This is a genomic window from Bacillus songklensis, assembly GCF_042649685.1.
GTDB classification, from domain to species: Bacteria; Bacillota; Bacilli; order Bacillales; family Bacillaceae_H; genus Bacillus_BA; species Bacillus_BA songklensis.
Genome location: NZ_JBHRZT010000020.1, coordinates 772153 through 796667, shown reverse-complemented (window position 1 = coordinate 796667; position 24515 = coordinate 772153). Strand labels below are relative to the sequence as shown.

Below are 24515 nucleotides of genomic sequence, written 5' to 3'. Positions count from 1 at the left end.
TCGTCCCTTTTTGGGATGGGAGGTTTTTTATTTAGGTCAAACTGTCTAGAATGAGAGTAGATGACTTTATCAATCTTCAGAGTGAATAATGAAATGAGGAGGACAATTCATGGCTTTCAATCATCAAGAGATTGAGAAAAAATGGCAGCATTATTGGGAAAACAATAAAACGTTCAAAACGACGGAGGATAAAGGTAAACGTAAATTTTATGCGTTAGATATGTTCCCGTATCCATCCGGGGCGGGTCTTCATGTAGGACATCCTGAAGGATATACCGCAACGGATATCTTGTCCCGAATGAAACGCATGCAAGGGTACAATGTGCTTCATCCAATGGGATGGGATGCATTCGGGCTGCCTGCTGAGCAATATGCGTTAGATACTGGAAATGACCCTGCTGAATTCACAAAGCACAATATTGATAATTTCCGCCGTCAAATTAAATCACTGGGTTTCTCCTACGATTGGGATCGAGAAATCAATACGACAGATCCAAATTACTACAAGTGGACGCAATGGATTTTCTTGAAGCTTTACGAAAAAGGTTTAGCCTATATTGATGAGGTGGCTGTAAACTGGTGTCCGGCATTAGGGACGGTATTGGCCAACGAGGAAGTCATCGACGGCAAAAGCGAGCGCGGAGGACATCCGGTTGAACGCCGACCGATGAAGCAATGGATGTTAAAAATTACAGCTTATGCAGATCGTTTATTAGAAGATTTGGAAGAACTTGACTGGCCTGAGAGCATTAAAGAAATGCAGCGTAACTGGATAGGCCGATCTGAAGGTGCGCATGTTCACTTTAATATTGAAGGGCATAATGAAACGTTCACTGTTTTCACGACGCGTCCGGATACCTTGTTTGGTGCAACGTACGCAGTGTTAGCCCCTGAACATCCATTTGTTGAAAAAATTACGACTTCTGAGCAAAAAGAAGCGGTAAACACTTATTTGGATCAAGTGAAAGCAAAAAGTGATCTTGAGCGTACAGATTTAGCAAAGGATAAGACAGGTGTGTTTACAGGTGCATACGCAATCAACCCGGTAAATGGCGAGAGAATGCCGATTTGGATTGCCGATTATGTACTAATGAGCTATGGCACGGGTGCGATTATGGCAGTACCTGCTCACGATGAGCGTGACTTTGAATTCGCTAAAAAGTTCGATCTGCCGATTAAAGAAGTAGTGGCAGGAGGAGACGTAACGAAAGAAGCGTATACAGGTGATGGTGAGCATGTAAACTCCGACTTCTTAAATGGCTTAAACAAAGAAGAAGCTATTACTAAAATGATTGAATGGCTGGAAGAAAAGAAAATTGGTTCCAAAGAAGTCACATATCGTCTTCGTGACTGGTTGTTCAGCCGTCAGCGTTATTGGGGCGAGCCAATTCCTGTCATTCATTGGGAAGACGGCACGATGACAGTTGTGCCTGAGGAACAACTTCCGTTGATGCTTCCAGTAACAAAAGAAATCAAACCGTCCGGTACAGGAGAATCTCCATTAGCCAATATCGAGGAATGGGTAAATGTGGTGGATCCTGAGACAGGCAAAAAAGGACGCCGTGAAACAAATACGATGCCGCAATGGGCAGGAAGCTGCTGGTACTACCTGCGTTATATCGATCCGCATAACCATGATAAATTAGCGGATACTGAAAAGCTTGAACAATGGCTGCCGGTCGATATTTACATCGGCGGTGCAGAACATGCGGTGCTTCACTTGCTGTATGCACGTTTCTGGCATAAATTCTTATACGACATCGGTGTTGTGACAACAAAAGAGCCATTCCAAAAATTATTTAACCAGGGAATGATTCTAGGGGAAAACAATGAAAAGATGAGTAAATCAAGAGGAAACGTAGTGAACCCTGATGAAATCGTAACAAGCCACGGAGCGGACACCCTTCGATTGTATGAGATGTTTATGGGACCTCTTGAAGCGTCTATTGCATGGTCAACAAAAGGATTAGATGGATCACGCCGTTTCTTGGATCGGGTATGGCGTTTGTTTGTAAATGAAGATGGTACGCTAAGTGACAAAATTCAAGACAGCAGCGATGCGGTCTTAGAACGTGTCTACCACCAAACAGTGAAGAAAGTGACGGAAGACTATGAGGGACTTCGTTTTAATACGGGTATTTCACAACTAATGGTCTTCATCAATGATGCCTATAAAGCGGAAGTATTACCAAAAACATTTGTGGAAGGCTTTGTAAAACTATTGTCACCGATTTGTCCGCATATTGCAGAAGAGCTTTGGTCCAAACTTGGCCACAGCGAATCCATCTCTTACGAAGCATGGCCAGCATATGATGAGGCAAAACTTGTAGAAGACGAGGTAGAAATCGTCATTCAAGTGAACGGAAAAGTTCGTGCCAAACTAAGCATTTCTGCGAAAGCCTCAAAAGAGGAAATGGAAGAAATAGCCATGTCGGATGAGAGTGTTCAACAGCAAATCGAAGGAAAAACAGTACGTAAAGTTATTGCTGTTCCTGGTAAATTAGTGAATATTGTTGCTAACTAAAAAAGACGATCGGGAAGTTAATCTCCCGATCGTCTTTTGCATCAGTGGATGAGGGGATTTTTATCCCGCATTAACGGGCAGTAAGACCTCTACTTCAAAACTTAGCGTAATCGGAGAAGTTTAAGTGGGGTATAAAGGAAAACCCCCACTGATGGAAGTGTCCTTTATCTTTTGTAGCTATTATAGACAGGCAAGGAATTTCGGGCTTTAGGTATGTTTGCATGGAATTTATGCTGTCTTTTTTGTTACAATAGCTTCAACAATACAAAGCAAAGAGGGTAGATGACATGAGAGATATTCCAACGATTACAACAGAAGAATTAAAAAGGAAATTAGAAGCAGGAGAAAAGTTATTGCTTGTCGATGTTCGTGAAGATGAAGAAGTGGCATCCGGGAAAATTCCAACAGCAATACATATTAAAATGGGTGATATCCCAGCAAACCTGGATTACTTTGATAAAAACAAAGAGTATATCTTTATTTGCCGATCCAGTTATCGCAGCGAGCGTGTTTGTGAATACCTTCAAGAGCAAGGATACAAGGTGCGCAATATGGTTGGCGGCATGTTAGAATGGTCAGGAGATGTAGAGTAAATACAGCTAATACGGGAATGGGCCTAAAGTTAACACTAGGTCAATCTAGCTTGAGTTTAAAGAGAATCTTTCTATCCAAACCTTGCAACTCGCTGGGGTGATGGGAAAGGTTCTTTTTTTGTCCCGATTTACGGATAAGGAAATTTTTTGAACGTTATTCATAAGTTGATGGATTTTGTCGTAAACATGAAGAAAGGAGGAATGCCAATGCTTCATATCATGAACGTGACAGAACGGGTGAACGCGAAATTAAAGGATGGGTATATGGAGTTATATTTTCACAGAGAAATGATCGGTAAAATTATTTTTTCAGAAGAAGGAAAGCAGTATGATTTGCAGGACGGCTATGTGTATGAAGAGGGGAAGATTTTAAAGGTCATTGACACGTCCTCTGTTATTTCCGGACCTTATGTAGAAGGGTGCGATTTAGGGTGGTGTTGAATAGGTGCAAGTGAAATTATTTGATGAGGAGCATGAAACAGACCTAGAACAAAAATTGAACCGATTTTTGGGAACGTTATCGGAAGATAGTCTCATCGACATTAAGTACCAGGTTGCTCTTCACGTAGATCAAGAGGGGGAACAAATTTATTGCTTTTCAGCCATGGTTGTTTATCGAGCCTAGGAAATCCCAGGCTCGTTCCGCTTTTCTTGGTGGTCTAGCTTGCACGAGCCAGCCCCTACGGCCCTCAAGATTAAACAGTCGCCTCCGCTTTTCTTATTGTCTAGCTGCGGCTCCTAGCTCCTCCTACGTTTCACTCCTTCCTACAGAACCAAAAAGCGGTTCTTTGTCAGGAGTTCCAACGGACGTCGGAGCTAAACAGTCGCCTCCGCTTTTCTTATGAATGGCTGCGAGCATATTGCCCGGCGTTTGTTCCTGCTAATCTTCCTGTCACAAGAGCAGCCGTAATGTTATATCCTCCCGTATAGCCATGGATGTCTAAAATTTCTCCGCAAAAATATAAGCCGGCCATCAGCTTGGACGCCATTTCCTTCGGATGAATTTCTTTAACAGAAATCCCTCCTCCGGTGACAAACGCTTTTTCAAGGGAGAGGGTACCATTGACCTGAATAGGAAACTGTTTGCACAGTTTGACGAACTGCCTGATCTTTTCGTGGGATATTTGCCCTGCGGCAGCTTGTCCGTCAATGCCCACCTGCTCTAGTAAAAATAATAGATAACGTTCAGGAAGCAGTCCTTTACATACATTTTTAAACGCTTTTTTAGGATCAGCTTTTATTAGTTTAAGCATTTCTTGAAACAGCTGTTCCTCATGTTTGTCGGGAATTGCATCAAGACTCATCGTGACCGTATTCGCTTTTTGTTTTTTTAACTCTTTTACGACATACTGACTGCAGCGTAACACGGCGGGTCCGGATAAGCCAAAATGAGTAAAAATCATATCCATTTGATGGGTGATAACCGGTTTTCCTTTTTTGTTTAATACACTTAAAGCCACATTTCGCAATGAAAGCCCTTGTAATGATTTATTTTGGATGAATGGTTCACCCGAAGTGACCGGTACCTCTGTTGGATAAAGTTCGGTAATCGTATGACCGGCTTCTTCTGCCCATGCATATCCGTCACCGGTTGATCCTGTATGAGGAACAGATTTTCCTCCTACCGCAAGGATGACGCTTTTTGCCTCGAAAAAGCGTCCGTCTTTTAAATGCACTCCTTTTACGCGGCCATCTTCATACTCCACCTTTTCGACAGGAGTATTTGTTTGAATATCCACCTTTAGTCTTTTGAGTTCACCGATTAAGGCATCTACTACTGATTGGGCTTTATCGGTAATCGGAAACATTCGTCCGTGATCTTCTTCTTTCAATTGAATACCGAGATTTTCAAAAAAAGAAATAATATCCTCATTATTAAAAACAGAGAAGGCGCTATATAAAAAGCGGCCATTACCCGGTATATGCTTCACAATCTCTTCTACGGGCAGCCGGTTCGTAACATTGCAGCGGCCGCCCCCGGAAATCGCAAGCTTTCTTCCAAGCTTATTACCTTTATCGATAAGCAGCACCTTTGCTCCTGTTTCACCTGCAGCAATCGAGGCCATGAGTCCCGAAGGTCCTCCCCCGATGACAATTACATCATACTTCATCTTTTCACCAACCTGTTCTTTTCTAAAACATGACTTCAGTACCTGACAAAAATCAAAAGTTCCGTTACAATTATTCGGTACGCAGTATGTTTACTTGCTTATTTTCTGCCATATCACTATTATCATTATGTAAGTTGCAATATTGGAGGCACATTCATGTCTGATTCTAAACTTTTACGAGGAACGTTTGTCTTAACATTAGGGACGTATGCTTCACGTATCTTAGGAATGATCTATTTATTTCCTTTTTATGCCCTTGTGGGAACATTGGGAGGTACCTTATTCGGGTACGGATATGCACAATATACCATTTATTTAAGTTTGGCCACAGCGGGCGTACCGATGGCCGTTTCAAAGTTCGTATCCAAGTATAACGCGATGGGAGATTATTATACAAGCAGAAGGTTATTTCGTGCTGGAATAAAACTGATGTTGGTAACAGGCTTTTTAGCTTTTGCTGTTCTTTACATGACTGCGCCTTCTATCGCCAAAGCGACGTTAGGAAGCGAAGGGCTGGAAAACTCAGTTGAAGATGTAACAATGGTCATCCGAATGGTCAGTATAGCCCTTATCATTGTCCCGATGATGAGTATTATTCGAGGTTTTTTTCAGGGACACCAATCGATGGGTCCGACAGCTGTGTCTCAAGTGGTCGAACAGCTTGTCCGTATCGTCTTCTTATTAGTTGCCGCTTATATTGTTATTAAGGTGTATCACGGAACGGTTGCAACGGCTGTTGGCTTTGCCACGTTTGCTGCGTTTGTAGGGGCGCTCGGAGGTCTTGTTGTGCTGTTTTGGTATTGGAAGAAAAGAAAGCCGCATTTGGACAAACTATTGGAGGAAAGTATTGAACCTTCTAATATTACAACAGCCCAAATGTTTAAAGAGTTGTTCACATACGCAGGGCCGTTTGTGTTTATCGGCCTGGCCATTCCTTTATTTCAATATGTCGATCAATACACGTTTAATAAGGCAATGATTGCAGCGGGAGAGAAGGAGAAAACAGAGTACATGTTTGGAATCATCCAAACATGGGTGCCGAAATTGGTGATGATTCCACTTTCCATCGCAACAGCATTTGGATTGACGCTTGTACCGACCATCACTAAATCCTTTACAGACGGTGACCATGCTCTTTTAAAGCATCAAATTGACCAAACATACCAAACGATTGTCTTTTTGGTTCTTCCAGCTGTTATCGGCTTGGCGGTCCTATCTTATCCAATCTATGGTTTTTTATATGACGTCAAAGATGCGGCAGTTGCCGGCGGAGCTATCCTTCGAATTTACGCTCCTTTAGCTTTATGGTTTTCGTTTTTTACAGTGAATGCGGCTATTTTGCAAGGAATTAATAAACAGAAATATGCTGTCATTAGCTTAGTGCTTGGTCTTTTAGTAAAAATCGTGTTTAATATGCCATTCATTTTCGTGTTCCATGAAATTGGCTCTATTTTAGCGACCGCTTTAGGCTATACGGTTTCGATTGTGTATACGTTTTATATGATTAAAAAACATGCACATTATGATTTCCAGGTGCTCATTAAGCGATCATTATTAATGACGATTTTTGCTTTATTAATGGGGTTAGCCGTTTTATCGGTACAATATAGCCTATCATTGTTTATGACGTATGAGGATGGACGTCTCGCTTCGGGAGTGATTTCGATGACAGGAGCCATCATTGGAGCAGGGGTTTATTTCTATGCATCATATCGCTCTGGTTTGTTGGAAAAGGTAATGGGTAAGCGATTGGAAAATACCATCCGTCGAAAGTTATTAAGGCAAAAGAGTGTGTAAAAAGGAGGCTGTCCCATAAGTCTCTAATCAATGACAAAAGTTGATCTTTACTGAACGGACCCGTCACGGAATCCTCTGGTTTTGCTGGATTTTCATGACGGGTCCTCTCTTTTAGTCTTAGTTTATCTAATAGGTATGTTGAGTTTATACACATTGAGGCCTATGCTGTTTGGTCTGGAGTAAGTACGGCAGCCATCGCACTAATTGGAGTATTAATTTGGAAAGAAAAAATATATATAAATCCACGTAAAGAATTTGACATGAGCCAAAAACGCCCATGTCAAATTCTTTACGCATAAGCGATCACCAAGCGGCATTAAGGGTTCTTGGCAATCGCTTATACGAGAACCTTTGTAAGCTCATTTAAAGAAAATAGAAACCCAGTTAAACAACTTATGTCCTAAATAAATGCCGATTATTCCTGCTACGCCCGCTAAAACTGGTGGAGCAGGTAATGGTAAACGGAATAGCGTGAATAAAAAACCCACAAAACCTCCCGTTACAAGTGCTAAGACGACTTCCTCCAAGGAATCACACCTCATCTGTATGTTGATTTATTAATCTTTATAACCGGTAAGAGGGGCTTTTGCTTCTGTTAAAATCTTAAAAGGGATGAAGCAATCATTCTTTTTAGTTTTGTCTATCTGATCAAAAAACATGAACGTTTTTTTCTGAAGGCTTTTGAGTCAGCCCTGATGAACACCATTTTAAATAAAATAAGAGGATCCAAAGAAGGGCGACCGTTGTCCTCGCAGTAGAAAGGACGAACCTTTTAGGAAATGAAGGAAAAATCAATATACTGATCCATTTTGCAAAGAAGATGATCCTTCGGCACTAAATCATGGATGCAGACAAATTCTATTTCATTTTGGGTTTCTTTTCTTGTATGAAACATAAAGGATTCACCGTCTCAATCAAGTTACGTATATTATAACAAATTAACGCGGTGAATAAATGAAGAAAAAAGACAAATAAATAGGCTGTCGAGGTTTCTCGACAGCCCGTGGAGAAGGACTCCCCTTTCTTTTTTTAAAATCCCATCCCTAATCTGCGCTCGATTCGGCTGACACGTCTGTCAAGACGCTCTACCTCTCTTTCAAGACGATTTAAGCGTTGGCCAAATTGTTGACCAAATCCGCCCGGAAATTGTTGGCGTCCATCATACCATTGATCATAAGTCTCTTGAGATACACCATACACTGGTTCATAAACCTGTTGAGGGATATTATACATAGAATCATAATAATAAGAATACATTGAAATTCACTCCTTTTTAAGTTTACACCTTAGTGTATGTAAAATAGACGAATGTGAAATAGAGCAAATGCCTATTCTTGACTATATAAATCCACATTGAACCTTTTTAGCTTATCCAGGATGCAAGAACAAAAAAGCCATGAATAGAATAAAGCAACTCGGCTTATGTCGAGAGATTAAGTTGGATTTATATAGAAAGAAAATAGAGAAGTAAATATCGTGGTACAATATAGGGAGATTTAGACAGTTAGAGGTGTAAAAATGAGAATTGACAAATTACTGGCTAACGTTGGATACGGCAGCAGAAAAGAAGTGAAAGGGTTATTGAAATCCGGGGCTGTTAAGGTAGATGAAGAAGTAGTTAAGGATCCAAAAACACAGGTCAATCCGGATGAGCAAGAAGTAACCGTCCATGGAGAAATCGTTTCTTATAAAGAATTTATTTATTTAATGATGAATAAACCGCAAGGGGTTATTTCGGCAACGGAAGATTTGCAGCAAAAAACGGTTGTAGATTTGTTGGAGTTGGAGGATGCGGTATATGAGCCTTTTCCGGTAGGGCGGCTGGATAAGGATACAGAAGGATTTTTATTGCTGACAAATGACGGACAACTATCACATAAGTTATTGTCTCCTAAAAAACATGTACCAAAAACATATTTTGCCCGCATTAACGCGCCTGTGACAGGAGAAGATGTAGAAGCTTTTAAGCAGGGTGTGATACTGGATGATGGATATATGACCAAACCGGCTAAGCTAACCGTTTTATCAAGCGGGGACAGATCAGAGATTGAGTTAACGATTACGGAAGGCAAATTTCATCAAGTGAAACGAATGTTTGAATCGGTAGGGAAAAAAGTGACGTATTTAAAGAGAATCTCGATGGGACCGTTGCAGCTGGATGACAGGTTGGAGCTTGGAGAATATAGAGAATTAACGGAGGAAGAGATAGAATTATTACAATCTTATACACCAACAGATATATGACCAGAAAAAAGGAACCTTTTACAATGAAAGGTTCTTTTCTAAATTATTTCAATCATTATATGGGTGTACCATATTTAAGTGCTTGTCTTTATATCATTTTTACTTCCATGCCATTTTATTATGACGACATCCTTACTTTTTTGCTTGTAGTTGCCCATCTGCCACGGCTCGGGCTGTGAACTAGGTCGTTATATGCTAACACGTTTAAATCTCGTTGAATGGTTCTTGGTGTAATACCAAATTCATCCACCAGTTCCTGTGTAGTCACTGTTCCATTTTTACGGATAAACATGTAGACTGCTTTGATACGAGTTAGCATTCGGTTAGTTGAAGGTTTCAAACAACCACTTCCTTATCATTTTTTCGCATGGCAAAGCTTACTACCCACTCTAAGATGTCAAGCACTATTAAAGTAAAAATTTCTACAATTATATTGTACACAAAATCCATTGGAAATTAAAAGGCAAATGCACAAATTAACACAATATTTACAAAAAACTGATATGATTATGTAATTTCTCTGTAACACCCTCCTTTATTATTCCTGTTTTGTTACATTTTATTAAAAAGACTGAAAATTTAGACTGAAAAATCCTGCTTTGTTTTGCCCATGTTCTTCCCTTTTGTTTTCAAAAAAAAATGTGATAAAGTGAGAAAGTAGATGACGAAAAGGAGTAATCGGATCATGGAAAACATCAATTGGTTGAATGAAGTGGAAAAACGAAAAGAGCAGCTGATTCAAGATACGCAACAATTTTTGCAAATCAAAAGCGTGCTGGACGAATCGACCAAAACGAAAGAGATGCCTTTTGGAGAAGGAATCCACCGTGCTTTAACCCATTTGCTGCAACTGGGCGAAAAAGACGGATTCAAGACGAAAAATGTAGATGGCTATGCAGGCCATATTGAAATGGGAAGCGGAAAAGAACTAATTGGCATTCTTTGTCATGTGGACGTTGTTCCTGAAGGCGATGGGTGGTCTACCAATCCATATGGAGCGGAAATCAAAGATGGGAACATTTATGCGCGCGGTGCCATTGATGACAAGGGACCAACAATGGCAGCCTATTATGCGATGAAGATCGTAAAAGAATTGAATCTGCCATTAAATAAAAGGGTCCGTATCATTTTGGGAACCGATGAAGAAAGCAGCTGGCAATGTGTGGATCACTACTTCAAGCACGAAGAAATGCCAATAATGGGTTTTGCGCCCGATGCGGATTTCCCCATTATTTATGCCGAAAAAGGGATTGCCGACTTTGATTTGATCCAAAACAGCAGTTTATCAACAGAAGGGACAATAGTATTAAAAACATTCCAGTCAGGCAGAAGATATAATATGGTTCCTGATTTTGCGGAAGCTATTTTGGTCGTAAATGATTCTTCTGTTGATCTTTCTTCTTCTTTCGAAACCTTTTTGCAAGAGCGTGAATTACAGGGAAAGGTCAACGTGGAAGGCCAACTCGTTACATTAAAGCTTGAAGGGGTATCAGCTCATGGCAGCGTTCCTGAATTAGGGGAAAATGCGGGCTTGATATTAAGTCAGTTTTTACATACATTGCCGTTGGATGAGCAGGCAAAAGAGTTCATCGGGTACGTGTATCAATATTTTGTGGGAGATACGACAGGTGAGAAGCTGAACGTAAACTACAGTGATGATATTACAGGAAAGTTAACGATCAATGTGGGTATTCTTCATTATGATAAAACAAAGGGCGGTAAAATAGGTGTCAATACCCGTTATCCGGTTACAGCGAACATTGAAAAAACGATTGATACGATTCGTCAAATGAGTGCAGCTTATCATATGAACGTGGAAAATGTCTCTGATTCCAAACCTCATCATGTAGAACAAGATCATGAGCTGATTAAAACGTTACAGAAAGTGTATACGGAACAAACAGGGGAAGAGGCGACATTGCTTTCCATTGGTGGAGGCACTTATGCCCGTTCATTGAAAGCAGGGGTAGCATTCGGACCATTATTCCCTGGCCGAGAGGAATTGGCCCATCAAAAGGACGAATATATCATGATTGAAGATATGTTAAAAGCCGCGGCCATTTATGCACAAGCTATATACGAATTAGCGAAATAAAGGGGCTGACTCAAAAGCCTCCAGATGACGGTAATCATCCATTTTTCCTGTGATGGGCGTCAACGCCATGCTTGATTTTCTTGGATTTATAATGACGGTCCATCGCAGGAGGGTGTCTCAAAAGGATGTTCTTTGAGACACCCTCAAAATTATTTTCACCAATTTATAGTCAATTATGATAAAATACATTTGATGAAAAAACCGCTCTCTCTTGTGCAGGGAAAGCGGTTCTTTCTTTAGTCTCTAAAACTACTAATCTATCACTTTAAAAAGGTGGCATCTTATGTATGCAGTTAGCCCTAAATAAAGAAAAAGGCTATACGAAAGCCGTTTTTGTACTTTTTTATTTTCTTGTCTTTTTTGGAATCGGAGGGTTATTTCCTCTTCTTTCCGTTTATTTATCAGATGTTGTGGGGCTATCAGGAGCGGAAGTAGGGACGATTATGTCTATCAGTCCTGTCGTGATGATTTTTATTCAGCCGCTGTGGGGAATGATTGCTGATTACACTCAAAAACCGCGTTTGGTTTTAACGCTTACTCTAATGGGGACGGGAATGGTTGGCTATTTCTTTTCTTTTATCGAGCAATATGCGGCATTTTTAGTGATAGCTGCATTGCTGGCATTTTTCCAGAGTTCCATTATCCCGATTTCTGATAGTATCGCGTTAAATTATGTTCAAAAAGCAAACGGCAACTATGGAGCAATTCGTCTGTGGGGAGCAATCGGCTTTGCCGTGTCTGTATTGGTTGTGGGGAGATTGGCAGAAACTTTTGGCTTAAAGATCATTTTTTACGTATTTGCGGTTGTTTTATTTTTAGCGGCATTGTTTGCATGGCAGCTGCCGAAAGAAAGTCAAACGCTGAAGGTGAATTTGCGGGAAGATGTTTCCCGCTTAGTCAAAATGCCTAAATTCATGCTGTTTTTGCTGGCCACATTTTTGATCTTTGGTCCCATTTATGCCAACAATTTCTACTTTAGCCTTTATATTACAGGTCTAGGCGGTACATTAACCGGTGTTGGTCTCGCTTTCTTATTCGCTGCGGGAAGTGAAGCGCCCTTCATGAAATTTGCGAGCTCCTGGATTCAAAAACTGGGAATCTTGCACATTTTATTATTGTCATCTTTTATTGCACTTGTTCGCTGGACACTTTATTTCTTTGAGCCGTCTTTAACGATAGTCTATGCAACAACTATCTTGCAAGGATTTTCAACCGGTTTGTTTATCCCGGCCGCTTTACAATATGTACGGGACTTGGCACCAACGAATGTAAGAGCAACAGCCGTATCTTTGTATGCAGCTATGGGGAATGGATTGGGGAGCTGGTTTTGCACTTTCTTAGGCGGTCTTATGTTAGAAAAATACACCGTGTCTACAGTCTACGGCTTTTTTAGTGTTCTCACATTAGTGGGGTGTGCGTTAACATTTTTTATTAAAAATTTGGAAAAAGGTGACTTAGCTGAGTCAAACATGTCCGGCTGAATTATCTTCATGGACCGCTTCGTTTGTTTGTTGGGATTACGACAAATCAAGGAAGCGGTCCATTTCGTATAATAAATGTAGGAAATTCGATAAAATTAAAATGTGCCTATCTTTTAGATAACATCCCTTTTCTGTTTAGAGAGATTACGAAGGAAAGAAAATGTTTTTTTGAACTTTTCGGTTAAAAGCGGCGCCAAATCGTTATGCTACACAGAGAAACATATTTTGATGAAGTAGGTGAATTCATTGACAAGTCAGGCTCATTACTTTATTGGTGTAAGCATTCCAAAAGAGATTCAAGAACGATTGTCGAATTGGAGGAAGCAGAACCAACCAAATCTTTCTTTTAAAACGTGGGTTAGTGAAGGGGATTATCATATAACGCTCGTGTTTTTGGGAGGTACACCTGAACATCAGAAAACAGTGCTTGTAAAGCGTTTAATGGAAGTTGCTGCGTCTCACCGTTCATTCGATTTGCAAATCTCTTCTCTTCAAACATTCGGAAAGTCGGAAAGTCCGCGGGTAGTTTGGCTTGGTGTAAACGATAGTTCCCCTTTAAATCGGCTTCAAGTAGATATTGCCCGTGAGTGTAAAAATTTAGATTTTCGTCTGGATGAACGGCCTTATCGTCCTCACATTACGATTGCAAAGCAGTGGAAGGGGGAAGGAGCCTTTCCTTATGAATCTTATCGGAATGAAATGATTGTTCCTCCTCATGACACCATTTTTAGTGTGGAAAGTTTTAATTTGTTTCAAATCCATTTACATCGTAAGCCGCGCTATGAACCCATTCATAAATTCCAGTTACAAGGGAAGGGATAACTTTTGAAGAGAATAGCGCCGATCATCATTCAAATCGGGGAATTATATATTTTTTACAAGGCTGGGGAGTGGATTCAGTAAAGCTTGTATATTCCTGTTCCGGGAAGCATTATCGGGATGATTATCTTATTTTTATGGCTCTCTTAGGAACGCTTATCCTTTATTTTATTATGAGGTTTTTATATAAAAAGTTTTCAAGTCCACTGCTTGTTCCCGCAGCTACCACCACCCGTTAGACTTCTATTCATGTTTAATATTGATTACGGGGCGTATATGGGGGGAGCAAAATGGATTAATGAGCTATTAGGGCCTCCAGTTGTGGTATTGGCGTATCCATTGTACCACCTGTTAAAAATGTATTGACAGCCGATATTAATAGGGGCGGCCGCTATAATTAGGATTAGGAGATTGATTGTTTATGGCACAGTTAATTAAATTACAAGACTATATTTCTCGTTACGAGCAGGATATTTATCATTACCCGACTCAATATATTCGTTTAAAAAAGAAAAATTGGCAAAGTGTCAAATCAGCCTTTGAAACGGGCCGGCTGCTCCAAGACTTTGGATTTCAGGATGCGTTTTCAGTAGAACAGCTCCAGGCGTCAAATAAAAAGCCGTTCATGCAAAAGTTGAAAGGCATTTTAAAGCGGGAAAAACAATCTGAAAGAGAATCGGAGCGGAAGGAATCTGACGAATTCCCTTCTTCTCTCCATGAAGATTCATTTCTATATACGTTTACAACAGAACCGAAGACAATAGAAGATTTAAAGATATTGTTTTTAGATCATTTATTTGATTTTCAGTTAAAGTGGGCAAGTTCAACATTGATGGAACAATCGCGTCTTGAACGGCGATTCCATCACGACAGTACGCTGAAGTACTTTTTGCAAAGGTTTCCTGATACATATCTTGTCCTCTATAAACCTATCTTTTTAGTAAAAAAGGCTCCTGTTGAAGCGGATGTTATTTTAATCAGCCCTACCGAAACATGGTGCATTTCAATGCTGGAAGGAAAGGAAGGCAGTGTATTTCAATATTCAAAGGAGCGTTTTTGGGATGAACTGGTGGGAAAATCACAACGAAAAGTGTTAAATCCGATGATCGGGTTAAACAGAATGGAGCAAATTGTACGCAGACTTTATGAATCTCATGGAGTGGATTTTCCCATTCATAAAGTCATTCTAAGCCATAACGGCTTTATCGATTGTCCCGCTCCGCCGTACGGAGTTCAAATAATTGATAAACGTACTTATTCTCCGTGGTTTACCCAGCTTCGCCAGCTATCCTCTCCCTTAAAGCATATTCAATTAAAGGCTGCACAAGCTTTGCTTGCGAACAGTCAAACAACTTTTTTAGGAAACTTGGAAGAAGAAATAGAAGAAGGGGATGACTCAAAAGCATAAAAACATGATTTGAGTCAACCGCCTGAAAATGGACCGTCATGAGAAACCCGGTAAAATCAAGGGTTACTTGACGGTTCATTTTTAGTAAAAAAGATGATTTTTTTAGGATTTATATAGCACGTATACAATAGAATAAGTTTCTCATATTTAGCTGTTCGTTTCTCGCCTATTAGCTTTATAAGACCATTTCCCGAAGATGGGGCTTGCTTTTTTGAACCAGGTGAAACCACTAAACATAGGCGAGTTATATACGGATATTTGTAAGCGCTTTAAACGTTGTTCTAGAATGTGGTTGTCCTTTTGTATTAATAAATAACAATTGTCTAAAATGTTGATAATGATATCACGATTTATGCACATGGATATTGGCAAAGCGGTATATCCCTCTCTATGACTATGTGATAAGTGAAAAATGTTATTAAATTTAATTTTTAATCCGTTTCTTTAATGATGATGGTTTGAGTGAAATCATTTAAAACATTAGACGTAAGGGGGAGGAAATGTTGAAGCAGGCTGATTGCAAATTTGAGGCCTATTTAGATCGAATGGACTTGATTACAGTCTTAGTCCCTAAAGCGTATCACGATGGGCATGTGGATTCTTTTTGTTTTTGTGGAAACGAACTTCATGAACCTCTTGTCTATGATCGAAAAACAGAGCTATCAAATCATGTGAAATATGAGTGTCCGCTCACATTTTATGTACAGATCGGCTATGAGTATAAAGTTATAGACGAGTATGGGGGGCGAACGAATTTACAGATCGGGGCCGTGATTCGTACGGATGAGTTTGATTCAATGTTTTACTATAAGGGCCAAGACCTTGGTGTGACGTACAGCACAGAAAAAAGCCTATTTAAGGTCTGGGCTCCAACTGCTACGAGGGCGAAGTTAAAGATCGTCAATCCTGAAACAAAAGAAGAAAAAGTGAATGATATGACCCGCGAGTCGCACGGAACATGGAGCTGTACAGTTAAAGGGAACCTCGAAAAGCATTTTTATTCTTTTATTGTTTGTGTAAACGATGTGTGGCGGGAAGTAAACGACCCTTATGCAAAGGCGATGACAGCGAATAGTGAATACAGTGTAATCATTGACTTAAAGAAGGCTGATGTGAAAAAAGCATCCCGTCCGCCTATGCACTATGAAACGGATGCGATTATTTATGAAGTGCATGTCCGCGATTTTTCTATCCATCCAAACAGTGGGATAAGGCAGAAAGGAAAATATTTGGGCTTAACCGAAAAAGGAACAAAAGGTGCTTATGGCCAAATAACGGGTATCGATTATGTGAAAGAATTGGGGATAACCCATGTAGAGCTCCTCCCTGTTAATGATTTTGCGGGTGTTAATGAACTGGAACCGGAAAAAAGCTATAACTGGGGATATAATCCGCTTTATTTCCAAGTACCTGAGGGAAGTTATGCTTCTAATCCCCATGATCCGTATATCCGAATGAAAGAGCTCAAACAGGCAATTGCCATTTTTCACGAAAATGGAATCCGGGTCATTATGGATGTCGTATTTAACCATGTGTTTATTCGTGAGCAGTCTGCGTTTGAGCAACTGGTGCCGGGTTATTTCTTCCGGCATGATGAACATGGAATGCCGTCGAACGGCACGGGAGTGGGAAATGATTTTGCGTCCGAACGGGTGATGGCGAGAAAGTTTATTATCGATTCTATTTTATTTTGGGTAAAGGAATATGATGTAGATGGTTTTAGATTTGATTTGATGGGAATTTTAGATATCGAAACGATGAAGGAGGTTCGGCTTCAGCTGGACCAATTAGATCCTTCCATCCTTTTATTGGGTGAAGGATGGGATTTAAATACTCCTTTAGCTCATGAACGTAAAGCTACGATTCAAAATGCGGTTGCACTGCCAAGAATTGCTCATTTTAATGACCGGTTTCGTGACTGTATAAAAGGAAGTACATTTAACTTATATGATCGGGGATTTGCCTTGGGACATCCCCATCGAAAAGAGGAGGTCAAACAGTGTATTGCCGGAAGCATTGCTTTGACAAAAGGCAAGAAAGGATTGTTCTGTCAACCGAATCAAACCATCAATTATGTGGAGTCACATGACAATCACACTCTTTGGGATAAACTTGTTAAATGCAATGATTTTGAAGAGGAAGCCATATTGAGAAAAAGGCAAAAATTAGCTACTACGATGGTTTTGCTATCGCAGGGCATTCCCTTCCTTCACAGCGGTCAAGAGTTTTATCGAACAAAGCAAGGAGTGGAAAATAGCTATAAATCTCCTGATCATATCAATCAATTAGACTGGGATAGAAAATACACATTTAAAGAAGATGTTGAATATATAAAAGGCATCATCTCAATCCGTAAGCATCATCGGGCTTTTCGTTTGCCGAATGCTCCATTGATCCGCAGACATCTATCATTTTTAGACACGAATGACCGCCTCATTGTTTACCAATTATTAGGAGTGAAAGAGTATGGGCCATGGTCAGCCATTACAGTCGCTTTTAATGATGACATACAAAACCAAACGTTTTGTCTAAAAGAAGCGCAAAGGTGGAAAGTGGCTGCAAATGACCGATATGCTGATCCAATAGGGTATGATCTGATTAATGGAAAGGAAATAAACGTATCGCCTGTCAGCGCCTTAGTTTTATTTCAAATGTAATTATTCATCCTTGTACTTGACTAGAAAATAGACTTAGAGCTAAAATTTATAGAGATAGCTGTTGATAAAGAGGGTTCAATAGCTGTCTTTTTTATTTCTTTACATGAAACGAAGTAAAATTAACCGAGCTTGTAGGAACGGTTATCTTCTTGGAAAAGCAATGATTATACCACCCGTTAGAGCAGGACAAACTATGAGATGAAATGTGTGTTGAAATTGAAGGTGAATTGGTTGGAACATATATTAGGAAGCGAGTGGGAAATTACTCCTGCTGGCGGCGCAACTGGAGAGGCCTATTTTGCCAAATTTAAAGACCGAAAGCTGTTTTTAAAACGCAATTCGTCTCCATTTTTAGCCGTTTTGTCAGCAGAAGGGATTGTTCCTAAACTTGTTTGGACAAAAAGAATGGAAAACGGAGATGTCATTACGGCTCAACATTGGTTGACCGGAAGAGAGCTCAAAGCAGAGGATATGGATTCAAAAAAAGTGGCTGCTTTACTAAGCAAAATTCATCATTCAAAAGAATTGTTGGACATGTTGAAGAGGCTTGGAAAAATGCCGCTGCTTCCAAAAGAGTTACTGGAGCAATTGGAAGCTGATATGCATCCTGATTTAAAGAGACTTCCTGTTATTCAAAAAGGATTTGATTATTTGTGGCGGGAGCTTCCTAACATTCAGGCAGAAAAATACGTTGTGTGCCACTGTGATGTTAATCATAATAACTGGTTATTAAGTGAAGACAATCAGCTTTATTTGATTGATTGGGATGGAGCCATGATTGCCGATCCTGCCATTGATCTTGGTTTATTATTATATTCATACATCCCGAGGAAAAATTGGGGTGAGTGGCTTAATTTATATGGCGAAAAGTTAACAGAGGATCTTGAAAAGCGCATGAAATGGTATGTGATCGGGCAGATCATCTTCTCAATAAAATGGTATAAATACAAAAACGAAGAAGCGGAGCTGAAGTATTGGCAAGATTATTTAAATGGATTTGTTTAAATAATGGCGCCAATACATCTTTTCCCGCTTTATGAGAAGCTGTTCAATTCATCTACCCATTGTGATAAATTTTGCTGATTTGATTGAATGTGTTGGTCTAAATGCTGGGTATTTTTCCCGCGTTGGCTGTAATCATAAATGTTATAAAGAGTATTTTTGATTTGCTCGTTCGTTGCCTGATTTCCAAGCATTGAGTTAATAAGTCTTTCAACTTGTTCGCATTCCGATACGGTTCCACAACAATCACTTTGATGATTTGATAAAATATCTCTTAAAATAGACATCTGGTCATTATAACTTAAAGGCATCATGTCACATCCTTTGCAAATAGATGCTATTAGTTTTGTCACGGAAGAGACAATTATTCATGGGTAAAGGGGAATCATAAGGGTGTTTCACCCTTATGATTCCCCTTGCCGGTTTGTTTGTTTTTGTAATTATATAAAATGAGGTGTCATCATGAGATTAAGAAATAAACCATGGGCAAAAGAAATGCTTGCTCAATATCCCCAGTATGTTATTCCGAATCCTGAAGAGTATAAAGGAAAATGGAGTGAGGTATTTGGTAATACAAATCCTTTGCATATTGAAGTAGGGACAGGCAAAGGCCAATTCTTAGTGGGGATGGCTAAACAAAATCCACACATTAATTATATTGGCATTGAATTGTATGAAAGTGTTATTGTCAGTGCCTTGGAACGCTTGATTAAAGAAGAATTACCAAACTTAAAATTGTTGAATGTGAATGCGAATGAACTTGAAAAGTATTTTACCAAAAATGACGTTGCCCGCGTTTATTTAAACTTTTCTGACCCATGGCCGAAAACACGTCATGAAAAGCGCCGTTTAACTTATAAAACTTTCCTCCGATCATATGAAAACATTCTTGTGGACGGAGGAGAAATTCACTTTAAGACTGATAACCAAGGTTTGTTTGAATATTCATTAATGAGCTTTTCAGAATATGGATTGTTGTTGAAATTTTTAAGTCTGGATTTACACAAAAGCAACTTTGAAGGCAATGTCATGACGGAGTATGAAGAGAAGTTCTCTCAAAGAGGACAACGTATTTACCGTTGTGAAGTAAAATACTTGAATGAAAAATAAGGGAATGACTCAAATGGTATAAAAGGCATACCATTTGAGCCATTCTCCTTTTAGTTTAAAACACCGGTTCGCATTCAATATTTTGAATATTTTTACTTATTGATGTTAAAATGAAAAAGAAATGAAGTTGGGGGTGGAAATGATGGAAGCGTTAACAGTTGGTCGAGTGAAACTTACATGGTTGAATGGAGGAAATAATTATCTTGATGGAGGTGCCATGTTCGGAGTGGTTCCTAAGGCGCTTTGGTCAAAAAAGTACCCTCCGAATGAAAAAAATCAAATTGAATTAAGGGCAGATCCCCTTTTAATTCAAGTGGATGGAAAAAATATTTTAGTGGAAGCCGGAATGGGAAAAGGACGTTTGTCCGAGAAGCAACTTCGCAATTTCGGGGTGACAGAAGAGTCGTCCGTAGATGAGTGTTTACGGCATTTAGAATTATCGGTTGAAGATATTGATATGGTTTTAATGACTCACCTGCATTTTGATCATGTACTTGGATTGACGAAAATGAAGAAGGAAGAGTTATCATCTATGTTCCCGAACGCTCAAATCATTACCTCACAAATTGAATGGAATGAAATGAGGGAGCCTAATATCCGTTCGAAAAATACGTATTGGAAAGAAAATTGGCAAGCGATTGAGAATCAAGTTGTCCCGTTCTCAACACAATATGAAGTGACGAAAGAAATTAAAATGGTTCATACCGGAGGACATAGTGCCGGGCATTCGATTATTGTCATCGAAAGCGCCAATGAAGTTCTGCTGCATCTAGCTGATATTTTGCCTACGCATGCTCATCAAAATCCACTTTGGGTAATGGCATATGACGACTATCCCATGACATCCATTGAACAAAAACAAAAGTGGATCCAATACGGTCTGGTGCATAATGCCTGGTTTAGTTTCTATCATGATGCCTATTACCGAGCGTTAAAGTGGAACGAGCAAGGCGAAATCATTGAAAAAGTAGAACGCCGGCGCTAAGTGTTCTTAAATTTTCTTTAACTCTAGAATGGCTCCGCTGTTTTGGTCAATGAAAAATTCGAAGTGTTCTTGTTCGTTATCAACAGTGCGAATAATGCCGCCGTTAAATCCTTCAAAAAACATATCGTGTTTCCGAAGGATTTTGGTTGTTGTATCAATCCATGATCCATCAATGGTCCCATTTTTCTTAAATGCTTGTTTGACAATATGTAATGCCTCGCTTGATGATAAAGAAGATTGATTTCTCTGGTAGACATAAGCTGCCGCAAATCCGATTGCAAATCCGGTTAACAGATTTCTCCATTTCATAAAAAAGTCATCTCTCTTTCCATTCATATTTGGAAATGTATGGTCGAGTCATATGAAAAGTATACAAAATTGGTCTGCTTTTGTTAAGTATCCTGAAACGATAAAGAGGAAAAGTGGCAAGTATTTCATGTTTTTTGTAAAATTAGATGAGAGATGGCATAAGTACATAAAAGAAAGTCAGCTGGTTGAATGAATCGGTCTCTAAGGTACGATTTTCTCTTCTTGAAAAAAGCAGAATTTTGACCATCCCTTAGAGAGATAAAGGAGAAGAAAAAGCGATGAATCAAGATACAATGAAGCTATTTCAAACATTAACAGAGCTTCCGGGAGCACCCGGGAACGAGCATGCCGTTCGTGCATTCATGCGCAGTGAGTTATCGAAGTATGCGGATGAAATCACGCAAGATGGGCTTGGAAGCATTTTTGGCATAAAAGTTGGGGATGAAAAAGGCCCGACTGTCATGGTGGCAGGACATATGGATGAAGTAGGATTTATGGTAACATCTATTACGGAAAAAGGTCTTATTCGATTTCAAACACTTGGCGGCTGGTGGAGTCAAGTGCTGCTCGCTCAGAGAGTTCAAATTATGACAGATAACGATCCAATTGTAGGAGTCATTGCCTCTATCCCGCCCCATCTTTTAGAGGAAGCACAGCGCAATAAGCCGATGGATATCAAAAACATGCTGATTGACGTAGGAGCCGATGATAAAGAGGACGCTAAACGAATGGGGATTAAGCCGGGCCAGCAAATTGTTCCGATTTGTCCGTTTACCCCGATGGCGAATGAAAAGAAAATATTAGCGAAGGCATGGGACAACCGCTACGGATGCGGGCTTGCGATTGAGCTGTTGAAGGAAGTGAAAGGTGAGACACTGCCCAATATCCTTTACTCCGGGGCAACCGTCCAGGAAGAAGTCGGATTAAGAGGGGCGCAATCAGCAGCGAATATGATTAACCCCGATATTTTTTATGCCCTTGATGCAAGTCCGGCTAACGATATGTCAGGTGATAAACACGCATTCGGCCAATTAGGGAAAGGAACCTTGCTTCGAATCTTCGACCGCACAATGGTGACACATCGCGGTATGCGTGAATTTGTGTTAGATATGGCAGAAACCCACAACATTCCTTACCAGTACTTCGTGTCCCAAGGCGGAACGGACGCAGGGCGTGTGCATGTCTCCAATGAAGGGGTGCCTTCAGCGGTCATTGGTATTTGTTCCCGCTATATTCATACACATGCTTCCATGATTCATATAGATGACTATGCAGCTGCAAAAGAACTATTAATCCGTCTTGTTAAGGCTTCGGATAAAACGACAGTCGATACGATTAGAAACAATTCATAAAAGAAAGTAAAGGGTGTCCTAAAACTACCTGCCTTTTCGTGGTTTTGGGACACCCTATCAAATGCGGAAAATTACATATGAGGAGCACTTTTTGATAAGAAGGGAGAGAGAGTGAATGATTCATGTAGCAGTTGGGACAGTAAACCCCGCTAAAGTACAAGCGGTAGAATCCGCCTTAATATCTATGGAGGCAAAGATTTTACCAGTTGAAGTATCTTCAGGTGTATCTAATCAACCTTTTTCCGATGAGGAGACCATTCAAGGGGCTGTTAATCGAGCGCGGAATGCTTTAGGGGAAACAGGAGCCGACCTTGCCATTGGATTAGAGGGTGGTGTAGTAGAGACCGAACACGGGATGTTTCTATGTAACTGGGGAGCCCTTGTTTCTTTGATGGGGGAACCTATCTTAGCAGGCGGAGCGAGAATTTTATTGCCTGAAGAAGTCTCCCGTTCCTTAAAACAAGGTATTGAACTCGGGGATATAATGGATGAATACACACAAAAAAAAGGTGTGCGTAAGAAAGAAGGAGCGATCGGGATTTTTACAAGCGGTTATGTTAATCGCTCCGATATGTTCACCCACATTGTTAAAATGTTAGTCGGGCAATACCTCCATCGCGTAAACGAAAGCTGAGGAATCGGCTGTGAGGTATAAGACTTGCATTGAAGGAAAGCGTATGATTTCATAAACATAACGATTATATAGATCCACGTTGAAAATCCGACATGACAAAAAGCGGCCACGTCAGCTTTTCAACTAATTCAAGAGGCAGGAACAGAAGGAGCATGAACAGGTTGAAAAGAAACGGCTAATAGTAAAAAATTAAGATGGATTTATATAAAAATCAAAATACCCAACAAGGAGAAGATAGCGATGCAAAAAATCGAATCTGTCGAACAATATAAAGAAGTCATTCAATCCGGTAAACATATCATGATGTTTTCTGCAGACTGGTGTCCGGACTGCCGGTTTATTGAACCGGTACTTCCTGAGATTATGGACAATCATCCAAATTATCAGTTTCATTATGTGGATCGTGATAAGTTCATCGATTTATGTGTGGAATTGAACATTTTCGGTATCCCGAGTTTTGTTGCCTATAAGGATGGGAAAGAAACAGGGCGCTATGTTAATAAAGAACGAAAAACAAAAGAACAAATCGAAGAGTTCATTAATATCCTTCCATCCTGACTTTGTAGGGGGAATCAACGTTGAAGATGACAAGCCAAAAAATGAGAAAGCTTCTGGAAGAGCGATTGGCTAATGAAGACTGGAGCCTCTCTTATAATCGAAAGCAAGACACTTTAAGGGTTGAACATAAAGAAACGAAAAAAGGGACAACAGTCTCTCTGCCGGGGCTCATTGCAAAATGGGAGGAAAAAAAAGAAGCGGCTCTTGATGAGATGATATACTATATAACGGAAGCGTTGAATGTCATGCATGATGAGCAGGAGCTTCAAGGGAAACAAAAGCATATTTATCCAGTTATCCGTTCTACGTCTTTTCCGACAAAAACAGCAGAAGACATTGAGCTTGTATATGATGAACATACGGCAGAAACACGGGTCTACTATGCATTAGATCTCGGAAAGACGTACCGCCTTATCGACCACGCAATGTTAAAAAAAGAAAATTGGAGCCATACGCAAATTCGGGAGGTTGCCGCCTTCAACTTACGTTCTTTAAATCTCCCTCTTAAGGAAGATTCGGTGGCAGGAAATGCTTTTTATTTTGTCAATACGAACGATGGCTATGATGCCAGCCGAATTTTAAATGATGCTTTTTTAAAACAGTTTTCTGAAAAAGTAAGAGGGACGATGGCTGTCGCTGTACCGCATCAAGATGTACTCATTTTAGCCGATATTCAGAATGATGTGGGGTATGACGTGTTGGCCCAGATGACAATGAGCTTTTTTACAAATGGACGCATCCCGATTACAGCCCTATCGTTTTTATATGAAGACGGGCAATTGGAACCAATTTTTATACTCGGCAAGAATCGAAGAACATAAAAAGAAAGGATTCGA

Annotated in this window: 26 protein-coding genes, 1 pseudogene and 1 other annotated feature (1 of these 28 running past the window's edge); of the genes and pseudogenes, 20 read left to right on the top strand and 7 right to left on the bottom strand. The window is 40.0% G+C overall.

What is annotated here, in order from left to right:
• Positions 1–11, top strand: a binding site (T-box leader) (it extends 229 nt beyond the left edge of the window).
• Positions 12–109: 98 nt separating this feature from the next.
• From leuS to ACFOU2_RS06995, 4 genes are all read left to right on the top strand, one after another.
• Entirely contained in the window at positions 110–2524 is a 2415-nt protein-coding gene (leuS, locus tag ACFOU2_RS07010) for a leucine--tRNA ligase (RefSeq protein ID WP_377913530.1), read from the top strand.
• Positions 2525–2811: 287 nt separating this feature from the next.
• Positions 2812–3117, top strand: coding sequence for a rhodanese-like domain-containing protein (locus ACFOU2_RS07005; RefSeq protein WP_377913528.1), 306 nt, complete (start codon positions 2812–2814; stop codon positions 3115–3117).
• A gap of 207 nt (positions 3118–3324) precedes the next feature.
• Positions 3325–3558: a DUF2553 family protein gene (locus tag ACFOU2_RS07000; RefSeq protein ID WP_377913526.1), complete on the top strand. Its 234-nt coding sequence runs from the start codon at positions 3325–3327 to the stop codon at positions 3556–3558.
• Positions 3559–3562: 4 nt separating this feature from the next.
• Positions 3563–3742 (top strand): sporulation protein Cse60, encoded by a 180-nt coding sequence (locus ACFOU2_RS06995; RefSeq protein ID WP_377913524.1) that lies wholly within the window; start codon positions 3563–3565, stop codon positions 3740–3742.
• A 214-nt stretch (positions 3743–3956) separates the two neighbouring features.
• On the opposite strand, the gene ACFOU2_RS06990 is transcribed toward ACFOU2_RS06995, so the two are convergent.
• On the bottom strand, positions 3957–5228 hold the full coding sequence (locus ACFOU2_RS06990) for a BaiN/RdsA family NAD(P)/FAD-dependent oxidoreductase (RefSeq protein ID WP_377913522.1): 1272 nt from the start codon (positions 5226–5228) through the stop codon (positions 3957–3959).
• 156 nt (positions 5229–5384) lie between these two features.
• Here ACFOU2_RS06990 and ACFOU2_RS06985 point away from each other — a divergent pair, with 156 nt between their 5' ends.
• Together ACFOU2_RS06985 and ACFOU2_RS06980 are read left to right on the top strand one after the other, a co-directional pair.
• Positions 5385–7025 (top strand): putative polysaccharide biosynthesis protein, encoded by a 1641-nt coding sequence (locus ACFOU2_RS06985; protein WP_377913520.1) that lies wholly within the window; start codon positions 5385–5387, stop codon positions 7023–7025.
• 146 nt (positions 7026–7171) lie between these two features.
• Entirely contained in the window at positions 7172–7324 is a 153-nt protein-coding gene (locus tag ACFOU2_RS06980) for an SMR family transporter (protein ID WP_377913628.1), read from the top strand.
• A gap of 60 nt (positions 7325–7384) precedes the next feature.
• Here ACFOU2_RS06980 and ACFOU2_RS06975 read toward each other — a convergent pair whose 3' ends face one another.
• The 3 genes and pseudogenes from ACFOU2_RS06975 to ACFOU2_RS06965 form a co-directional block, all read right to left on the bottom strand.
• Positions 7385–7552 carry a XapX domain-containing protein gene (locus ACFOU2_RS06975; protein ID WP_377913518.1) on the bottom strand — a complete coding sequence of 56 codons (168 nt, stop codon included), beginning with the start codon at positions 7550–7552 and terminating at the stop codon, positions 7385–7387.
• Between the two features lie 167 nt (positions 7553–7719).
• A pseudogene (locus tag ACFOU2_RS06970) lies at positions 7720–7920 on the bottom strand (IS5/IS1182 family transposase); the annotation flags it as partial.
• Between the two features lie 134 nt (positions 7921–8054).
• A complete protein-coding gene (locus ACFOU2_RS06965) occupies positions 8055–8282 on the bottom strand; it encodes a hypothetical protein (protein ID WP_377913516.1) in 228 nt (75 codons plus the stop codon).
• Positions 8283–8543: 261 nt separating this feature from the next.
• Between ACFOU2_RS06965 and ACFOU2_RS06960 the strand changes: the two genes are divergently transcribed.
• A complete protein-coding gene (locus ACFOU2_RS06960) occupies positions 8544–9269 on the top strand; it encodes a pseudouridine synthase (RefSeq protein ID WP_377913514.1) in 726 nt (241 codons plus the stop codon).
• A 118-nt stretch (positions 9270–9387) separates the two neighbouring features.
• Here the strand turns inward: ACFOU2_RS06960 and ACFOU2_RS06955 are convergent, their stop codons facing one another.
• Positions 9388–9609: a DeoR family transcriptional regulator gene (locus ACFOU2_RS06955; protein WP_377913512.1), complete on the bottom strand. Its 222-nt coding sequence runs from the start codon at positions 9607–9609 to the stop codon at positions 9388–9390.
• A gap of 345 nt (positions 9610–9954) precedes the next feature.
• On the opposite strand from ACFOU2_RS06955, the gene pepV reads away from it, so the two are divergent.
• From pepV to ACFOU2_RS06920, 7 genes are all read left to right on the top strand, one after another.
• Positions 9955–11364, top strand: a complete 1410-nt coding sequence (pepV, locus tag ACFOU2_RS06950) for a dipeptidase PepV (RefSeq protein ID WP_377913510.1) — start codon at positions 9955–9957, stop codon at positions 11362–11364.
• 287 nt (positions 11365–11651) lie between these two features.
• Complete coding sequence (locus ACFOU2_RS06945) at positions 11652–12845, top strand: MFS transporter (protein WP_377913508.1); 1194 nt, start codon at positions 11652–11654, stop codon at positions 12843–12845.
• Between the two features lie 246 nt (positions 12846–13091).
• A complete protein-coding gene (gene thpR, locus ACFOU2_RS06940; RefSeq protein ID WP_377913506.1) occupies positions 13092–13667 on the top strand; it encodes an RNA 2',3'-cyclic phosphodiesterase in 576 nt (191 codons plus the stop codon).
• Positions 13668–13913: 246 nt separating this feature from the next.
• Entirely contained in the window at positions 13914–14030 is a 117-nt protein-coding gene (locus ACFOU2_RS06935) for an LrgB family protein (protein WP_377913504.1), read from the top strand.
• Positions 14031–14085: 55 nt separating this feature from the next.
• A complete protein-coding gene (locus ACFOU2_RS06930) occupies positions 14086–15072 on the top strand; it encodes a nuclease-related domain-containing protein (protein ID WP_377913502.1) in 987 nt (328 codons plus the stop codon).
• 500 nt (positions 15073–15572) lie between these two features.
• Positions 15573–17729 (top strand): type I pullulanase, encoded by a 2157-nt coding sequence (gene pulA / locus ACFOU2_RS06925; RefSeq protein ID WP_377913500.1) that lies wholly within the window; start codon positions 15573–15575, stop codon positions 17727–17729.
• A 231-nt stretch (positions 17730–17960) separates the two neighbouring features.
• On the top strand, positions 17961–18734 hold the full coding sequence (locus ACFOU2_RS06920) for a phosphotransferase (protein ID WP_377913498.1): 774 nt from the start codon (positions 17961–17963) through the stop codon (positions 18732–18734).
• A 29-nt stretch (positions 18735–18763) separates the two neighbouring features.
• Here ACFOU2_RS06920 and ACFOU2_RS06915 read toward each other — a convergent pair whose 3' ends face one another.
• Positions 18764–19042, bottom strand: a complete 279-nt coding sequence (locus tag ACFOU2_RS06915) for a YtzH-like family protein (RefSeq protein ID WP_377913496.1) — start codon at positions 19040–19042, stop codon at positions 18764–18766.
• Positions 19043–19193: 151 nt separating this feature from the next.
• On the opposite strand from ACFOU2_RS06915, the gene trmB reads away from it, so the two are divergent.
• Both trmB and ACFOU2_RS06905 read left to right on the top strand, forming a co-directional pair.
• A complete protein-coding gene (gene trmB, locus ACFOU2_RS06910) occupies positions 19194–19841 on the top strand; it encodes a tRNA (guanosine(46)-N7)-methyltransferase TrmB (RefSeq protein ID WP_377913494.1) in 648 nt (215 codons plus the stop codon).
• A gap of 142 nt (positions 19842–19983) precedes the next feature.
• The gene (locus ACFOU2_RS06905; RefSeq protein ID WP_377913626.1) at positions 19984–20826 is read left to right on the top strand and encodes a YtnP family quorum-quenching lactonase; all 843 of its coding nucleotides are present in this window, start codon (positions 19984–19986) and stop codon (positions 20824–20826) included.
• Positions 20827–20832: 6 nt separating this feature from the next.
• Here the strand turns inward: ACFOU2_RS06905 and ACFOU2_RS06900 are convergent, their stop codons facing one another.
• A complete protein-coding gene (locus ACFOU2_RS06900) occupies positions 20833–21135 on the bottom strand; it encodes a peptidase (RefSeq protein ID WP_377913492.1) in 303 nt (100 codons plus the stop codon).
• 278 nt (positions 21136–21413) lie between these two features.
• On the opposite strand from ACFOU2_RS06900, the gene ACFOU2_RS06895 reads away from it, so the two are divergent.
• The 4 genes from ACFOU2_RS06895 (at position 21414) to ACFOU2_RS06880 (ending at position 24500) form a co-directional block, all read left to right on the top strand.
• Positions 21414–22487, top strand: coding sequence for a M42 family metallopeptidase (locus tag ACFOU2_RS06895; protein WP_377913490.1), 1074 nt, complete (start codon positions 21414–21416; stop codon positions 22485–22487).
• Positions 22488–22602: 115 nt separating this feature from the next.
• Positions 22603–23121 (top strand): DUF84 family protein, encoded by a 519-nt coding sequence (locus tag ACFOU2_RS06890; RefSeq protein ID WP_377913488.1) that lies wholly within the window; start codon positions 22603–22605, stop codon positions 23119–23121.
• 240 nt (positions 23122–23361) lie between these two features.
• Positions 23362–23679 (top strand): thioredoxin family protein, encoded by a 318-nt coding sequence (locus tag ACFOU2_RS06885; protein ID WP_377913486.1) that lies wholly within the window; start codon positions 23362–23364, stop codon positions 23677–23679.
• A 26-nt stretch (positions 23680–23705) separates the two neighbouring features.
• Complete coding sequence (locus ACFOU2_RS06880; protein ID WP_377913624.1) at positions 23706–24500, top strand: DUF1444 domain-containing protein; 795 nt, start codon at positions 23706–23708, stop codon at positions 24498–24500.
• The last annotated feature ends 15 nt before the right edge of the window (positions 24501–24515 follow it).